Annotated in this window: 5 protein-coding genes; 4 read left to right on the top strand and 1 reads right to left on the bottom strand. The window is 69.8% G+C overall.

Annotated features, from left to right (window positions below):
- The coding region (locus tag HW445_RS15640) for a LacI family DNA-binding transcriptional regulator (RefSeq protein WP_180221632.1) at window positions 1–947 on the bottom strand (947 nt) is incomplete at its 3' end.
- A gap of 423 nt (window positions 948–1,370) precedes the next feature.
- On the opposite strand from HW445_RS15640, the gene HW445_RS15635 reads away from it, so the two are divergent.
- The 4 genes from HW445_RS15635 to HW445_RS15620 form a co-directional block, all read left to right on the top strand.
- A complete protein-coding gene (locus HW445_RS15635) occupies window positions 1,371–2,687 on the top strand; it encodes an ABC transporter substrate-binding protein (RefSeq protein WP_180221631.1) in 1,317 nt (438 codons plus the stop codon).
- 5 nt (window positions 2,688–2,692) lie between these two features.
- Window positions 2,693–3,703: a carbohydrate ABC transporter permease gene (locus tag HW445_RS15630; RefSeq protein WP_180221630.1), complete on the top strand. Its 1,011-nt coding sequence runs from the start codon at window positions 2,693–2,695 to the stop codon at window positions 3,701–3,703.
- A 12-nt stretch (window positions 3,704–3,715) separates the two neighbouring features.
- Window positions 3,716–4,636, top strand: coding sequence for a carbohydrate ABC transporter permease (locus HW445_RS15625; RefSeq protein WP_180221629.1), 921 nt, complete (start codon window positions 3,716–3,718; stop codon window positions 4,634–4,636).
- Between the two features lie 115 nt (window positions 4,637–4,751).
- Window positions 4,752–6,164: GH1 family beta-glucosidase (locus HW445_RS15620; RefSeq protein WP_180221628.1), on the top strand; the 1,413-nt coding region annotated here is incomplete at its 3' end.

Genomic DNA, 6,164 nt, shown 5'->3' with positions numbered 1-6,164 from the left:
TCGGTCATCACCCGGCCCATCTCGGTGATCGGCTGCCGCACGCTGGTCAGCGGCGGGTCCATGTGGCGGGCGATCGCCGAGTCGTCGTAGCCGACCAGGGCCACGTCGTCCGGGATGCTCCGCCCGGCTTCGCGCAGCACCTGCCGGGCGCCGGCCGCGGTGACGTCGGAGGCGGCGAAGACGGCGTCCAGGTCGGGCCGCCGCTCCAGCAGGGCGGCCATCGCGCGGCGGCCGCCCTCCTCGCTGAAGTCGCCGGGCTCGACCAGTCCCTCGTCCTCCTCGATGCCCGCCTCGACGAGGGCGCTCCGGTAGCCCTCGGTGCGGCGCTGGGCGCCCCAGACGTCGAGGCGGCCGGTGATGTGGGCGATCCGGCGGCGCCCCTGGGCGATCAGGTGGGCGGTGGCCGAGCGGCCGCCGCCGTGGTTGTCGGAGTCCACGGAGGCCAGCGGCTCGTCCGCGGACCGGGGACCGCTGATCACGGCGGGGATGCCCAGCTCGGCGACCATGTCGGGCAGCGGGTCGTCGGCGTGCACCGAGACCAGCAGCACACCGTCCACGCGGTGCGCGGCCAGGTACTGGGCGAGGCGCTGCCGTTCGCGGTCGTTGCCCGCGAATATCAGGAGCAGCTGCATCTCGGTGTCGGCCAGCGCGGCGCCGACGCCGCGCAGCATCTCGGAGAAGTAGGGCTCGGCGAAGAATCTCGTCTCCGACTCCGGCACCACCAGCGCGATCGCGTCGGTACGGTTGGCGGCCAGCGCGCGGGCCGCCGTGTTCGGCACGTAGCCGAGTTCGGCCACGGCCGCCTCGACGGCGGCACGGGTGGCGTCGCTGACGCTGGGCGAGCCGTTGATCACGCGGGAGACCGTGCCGCGGCCGACGCCCGCCCGGGCCGCGACCTCCTCGAGGGTTGGTCGCCCGCCACCTCGGCCTCGTCCGTGGACCGCCATCCGCCGCCTCCAATTCGTACCGGATCCTGGAATCTAACAGTCGTGCTCGCCCTCCCCCGGGCCGACCGCCACCATGTGGCGCCGGCCGGTCGGTCCCGATGTGATGACGATGCCTTGCGAGAGCTGGGTCTACGCGCGGAGCTTCCAAGTATCCGCATACCGCCTGCCGTTGACCGGGTTCTCCCCATTCGGTAACACCCTGATAACCCCGCGGAGATCACGGCGTCACTGCCCTTGACACCCCCGCCGCGACCCGGGACTCTTCAACACATCACTGCTGGGAGCGCTCCCACGCGCTCTCACGCTACCTGACCCAAACCCAACCCACGCGTTCCCCACCCGAGCCGCAGCAAGGAAATCAAAGGTCATCCAGTGGCCTTTGGCCGGGGGGTCGGCACGTCAGGGTAATCAGGAGGGACGACCATGCGCGCCATTCGAACCGCCCGCCGTAGGGCAGTGGTTCTCGCAACGGTCGCGGCGCTCGGCGCCGGACTGCTGGCCGGCTGCGCCGACGACGGCAAGGACGAGGAGTCCACCGGCTCGGGCGACGCCAAGGGCAAGACCACCATCACCGTTGGTCTGTTCGGCACGTTCGGCTTCAAGGAGGCCGGGCTGTACGACGAGTACATGAAGCTGAACCCCAAGATCAACATCAAGGAAACGGTGATCGAGCGCAACGAGAACTACTACCCGGCGCTCGTCAACCACCTGACCACCGGCAGCGGTCTCCAGGACATCCAGGGCGTCGAGGTCGGCAACATCGCCGAGATCACCTCCACCCAGGGCGACAAGCTGGTCGACCTCTCCAAGGTCGGCAAGAAGTCCGACTTCCTCGCGTCGAAGTGGGAGCAGGGCACCACCAAGGACGGCAAGACCGTCGGTCTCGGCACCGACGTCGGCCCGATGGCGATCTGCTACCGCAAGGACCTCTTCGAGGAGGCGGGCCTGCCCACCGACCGCGAGGAGCTCGCGAAGCTGTGGGAGGGCGACTGGAACAAGTTCGTCGAGGTCGGCCGCGACTTCAAGAAGGGCGCCCCGAAGGGGGTCACCTTCATGGACTCCCCCGGCGGTCTGCTGAACGCGATCCTCTCCAGTGAGACCGAGAAGTTCTACAACGCCGAGGGCGAGGTCATCTACAAGACCAACCCCGCGGTGAAGGACGCCTTCGACCTCACCTCCGCCGCTTCGAAGGAGGGCCTGATCGGCAAGCAGGTCCAGTTCCAGCCCGCCTGGGACACCACCATCGCCAACGGCAAGTTCGCCGCGATGTCCTGCCCGCCGTGGATGCTCGGCTACATCAAGGGCAAGTCGAAGCCGGAGGCCGCCGGCAAGTGGGACGTCGCCAAGGCGCCGAAGTCCGGCAACTGGGGCGGTTCCTTCCTGGCCGTCCCGAAGGCCAGCAAGAACGCCGACGAGGCCGCCAAGCTGGCCGCCTGGCTGACCGCCCCCGCGCAGCAGGCGAAGCTCTTCGCGGTGCAGGGTTCCTTCCCGAGCGCGCCGTCCACCTACGAGGGCGAAGAGGTCCTCAACGCCAAGAACGACATGACCGGTGACGCGCCGATCGGCCAGATCTTCGGTGACGCCGCCAAGTCCTCCCCGGTCCAGGTCATCGGCCCGAAGGACCAGATCATCCAGCAGGGCCTGACCGACAACGGCGTCATCCTGGTCACCCAGGGCAAGTCCGCCGAGGACGCCTGGAACAACGCCGTCAAGACCATCGACAACAACCTGGAGAAGTGACCGGTATGTCTTCCCGGCACTCCGTCGCCGCGTCCCCCGTCAAGGGGGGCGCGGCCCCGGCCGGTTCACCGCCGGCCGGCCCCGCCACCGACGAGGAGCGACGTCGGGCCAAGCTGTCCCGCCGCTGGCAGCGGGACCTGCGCTGGAGCCCCTACGCGTTCGTCGCGCCGTTCTTCGCCCTGTTCATCGCCTTCGGGCTGTTCCCCCTGATCTACACCGGCTGGGCGTCGCTCCACACGGTGGAGCTGACCGCGCCCACCGACATGGAGTGGGCCGGCCTCAAGAACTACATCCGGATCTTCGACGACGAGTTCTTCTGGAACGCCGCCCGCAACACCCTGATCATCGGCATCATCTCGACGGTCCCCCAGCTCGCCATGGCGATGGGCATCGCCCACCTGCTCAACTACAAGCTGCGCGGTTCCACCTTCTGGCGCGTCACCATGCTCGCCCCGTACGCCACCTCGGTGGCGGCCGCGGCGCTGGTCTTCGTGCTGCTCTTCGGCCGTGACTACGGCATGATCAACTGGGCGCTCGGCTACGTCGGCCTGGACGCGATCGACTGGCAGAACGGCAGCTGGTCCTCCAAGCTCGCCGTCTCGACCATCGTCATCTGGCGCTGGACCGGCTACAACGCGCTGATCTACCTGGCCGCGATGCAGGCGATCCCCCATGACCTCTACGAGTCGGCGGCCCTCGACGGCGCGTCCCGGTGGCGGCAGTTCTTCCACGTGACGCTGCCCTCGCTGCGGCCGACGATCCTGTTCACCGTGGTGGTCTCCACCATCGGCGCCACGCAGATCTTCGGCGAGCCGCTCCTCTTCGACGCCAGCAAGGGCGCCTCGGGCGGCGGCACCCACCAGTTCCAGACCCTCGGGCTCTACCTGTACGAGCAGGGCTGGATCAACCAGCACCTGGGCCGCGCCTCGGCGATCGCCTGGTCGATGTTCGCACTCCTGATCATCATCGGGCTCGCGAACTCCGTCATCTCGCGCCGGCTGCGCGCCAGTAGTTAAGGAGACCCGGCCGTGACGACGACCCTGACCCCGCCGCAGCAGCCGGCGCCCGAGAAGGCACCGGCCGACAAGGCACGCAAGGCCCGCGGACCGCGTTCCGCCCGGGCCGGCGGCCAGTTCCACGCCGGGCCGCTGACCTATGTGATCCTCGGCCTGTTCACGCTGGGATCGCTCTTCCCGCTGTTCTGGACGGCGGTCGCCGCCTCGCGTGACAACGCCCGGCTCGCCGAGACGCCGCCGCCGCTGTGGTTCGGCGCCAACCTCGGCGACAAGCTCGCGGTGGCCTGGGAGGACGCCAACCTGGGCGAGGCCTTCCTCAACACCACGTTCGTGGCGGGCACCTCGGCGATAGTGACGTGCTTCCTGTCCGCGATGGCGGGCTTCGCCTTCGCCAAGCTCCGCTTCAAGGGGCGCAACGCGCTGCTGCTGGTCGTGATCGGCACGATGATGGTGCCGCCGCAGCTCAGCGTGATCCCGCTCTACATGATGGTGGCCAAGCTCGACTGGTCCGACCAGCTCCAGGCGGTCCTGCTGCCCTCCCTGGTCAACGCGTTCGGCGTGTTCTTCATGCGCCAGTACCTGACCCAGGCGCTGCCCGACGAACTGATCGAGGCCGGCCGGGTGGACGGCGCGAGCACCTGGCGCATCATGTGGCACATCGTGTTCCCGGTGGCGCGGCCCGCCATGGCGGTGCTGGCCATGCTCAAGTTCGTGGAGACCTGGAACGACTTCCTCTGGCCGTTCCTGGTCCTCACCCAGCACGGCAGCCCGACGGTGCAGGTGGCGGTGGCCGGACTCGGCCGCGGTTACACGCCCGACCAGGCCCTCATCATGGCCGGCGCGCTGCTCGGCACGCTGCCGCTGCTGCTCGTCTTCACGATCTTCGGCAAGCAGATCGTGGGCGGCATCATGCAGGGCGCCGTCAAGGGCTGACCCGGCAGTGGGGCCGGCCCTCCCGCACAGCGGCCGGCCCCGCCCCCGGGCGGTGCCCGAACCCTTCCCCCCTCCGCTCACGGCCCCGGCCGTGACCTCTCATGGGAGCGCTTCCATGCCCGATTCCGCTTCGGTCTCCTTCCCCCCCAATTTCCTCTGGGGATCGGCCACGTCCTCCTACCAGATCGAGGGCGCGGTCCGTGAGGACGGCCGCACTCCCTCCATCTGGGACACGTTCAGCCATACCCCCGGCAAAACGCACAACGGCGAGCACGGCGACGTGGCGGTGGACCACTACCACCGCTACCGCGACGACGTCGCGCTCATGGCGGACCTCGGCCTCAACACCTACCGCTTCTCCGTGGCCTGGCCCCGTGTCCAGCCCACCGGTCGCGGCCCGGCCGTCCAGAAGGGCCTGGACTTCTACCGCCGTCTCGTCGACGAGCTGCTGGACAAGGGCATCGCGCCCGCCGTCACCCTCTACCACTGGGACCTCCCCCAGGAGCTGGAGGACGCCGGCGGCTGGCCCGCCCGCGAGACGGCCCACCGGTTCGCCGAGTACGCGGCCATCGTCGGCGAGGCCCTGGGCGACCGGGTCGAGCGGTGGATCACCCTCAACGAGCCCTGGTGCAGCGCCTTCCTCGGCTACAGCTCGGGTGTCCACGCGCCGGGCCGCACCGACGGCGAGCTCGCCCTGCGCGCCGCCCACACCCTCAACCTGGCCCACGGCCTGGGCACCTCGGCGCTCCGCTCGGTGATGCCGGCCCGCAACTCGGTCGCCGTGGCGCTCAACTCGCACGTGGTGCGCACCGTCTCCGACGACCCGCTCAACCTTCAGGCCGCGCAGCGCATCGACGACCTGGCCAACGGCATCTTCCACGGTCCGATGCTGCACGGCGCCTACCCGGAGACGCTGTTCCCCGCCACCGCCTCGGTGACCGACTGGTCCTTCGTCGAGGACGGCGACCTCAAGCTGATCCACCAGCCGCTGGACGCGCTGGGCCTCAACTACTACACGCCGGCCACGGTCGGCCACGCCGGCACGGCACCGGAGGACGGCCCCGCGTCGGACGCGCACGGGACGGGCGACTTCTCGCCGTGGCCGGGCGCCGAGGACGTCGTCTTCCACCAGTCTCCGGGCGAGCAGACGGCGATGGGCTGGTCCGTCGACGAGAGCGGCCTGTACGACCTGCTCCTGCGGTACCACCGCGAGGCGCCGGGCCTGCCGCTCTACATCACCGAGAACGGCGCCGCCTACGACGACCAGGTCGACGAGGACGGCCAGGTGCGGGACCCGGAGCGGGTCGCCTACCTGCACGGCCACCTGTCCGCCGTGCGCCGGGCGATGGCCGACGGCGCGGACGTGCGCGGCTACTACCTGTGGTCGCTGCTGGACAACTTCGAGTGGGCCTACGGCTACTCGAAGCGGTTCGGGATGGTCCACGTCGACTACGACACCCAGAAGCGCACGCCGAAGGCGAGCGCCCTCTGGTACGCGAAGGCGGCCCGCAGCGGCACGCTGGCCGAG

This window comes from Streptomyces sp. UH6, from assembly GCF_013421635.1.
Classification (GTDB): Bacteria; Actinomycetota; Actinomycetes; order Streptomycetales; family Streptomycetaceae; genus Streptomyces; species Streptomyces abyssomicinicus.
Note: the sequence above shows the minus strand (reverse complement) of the source record. Positions and strands in the feature narration are given on the sequence as shown.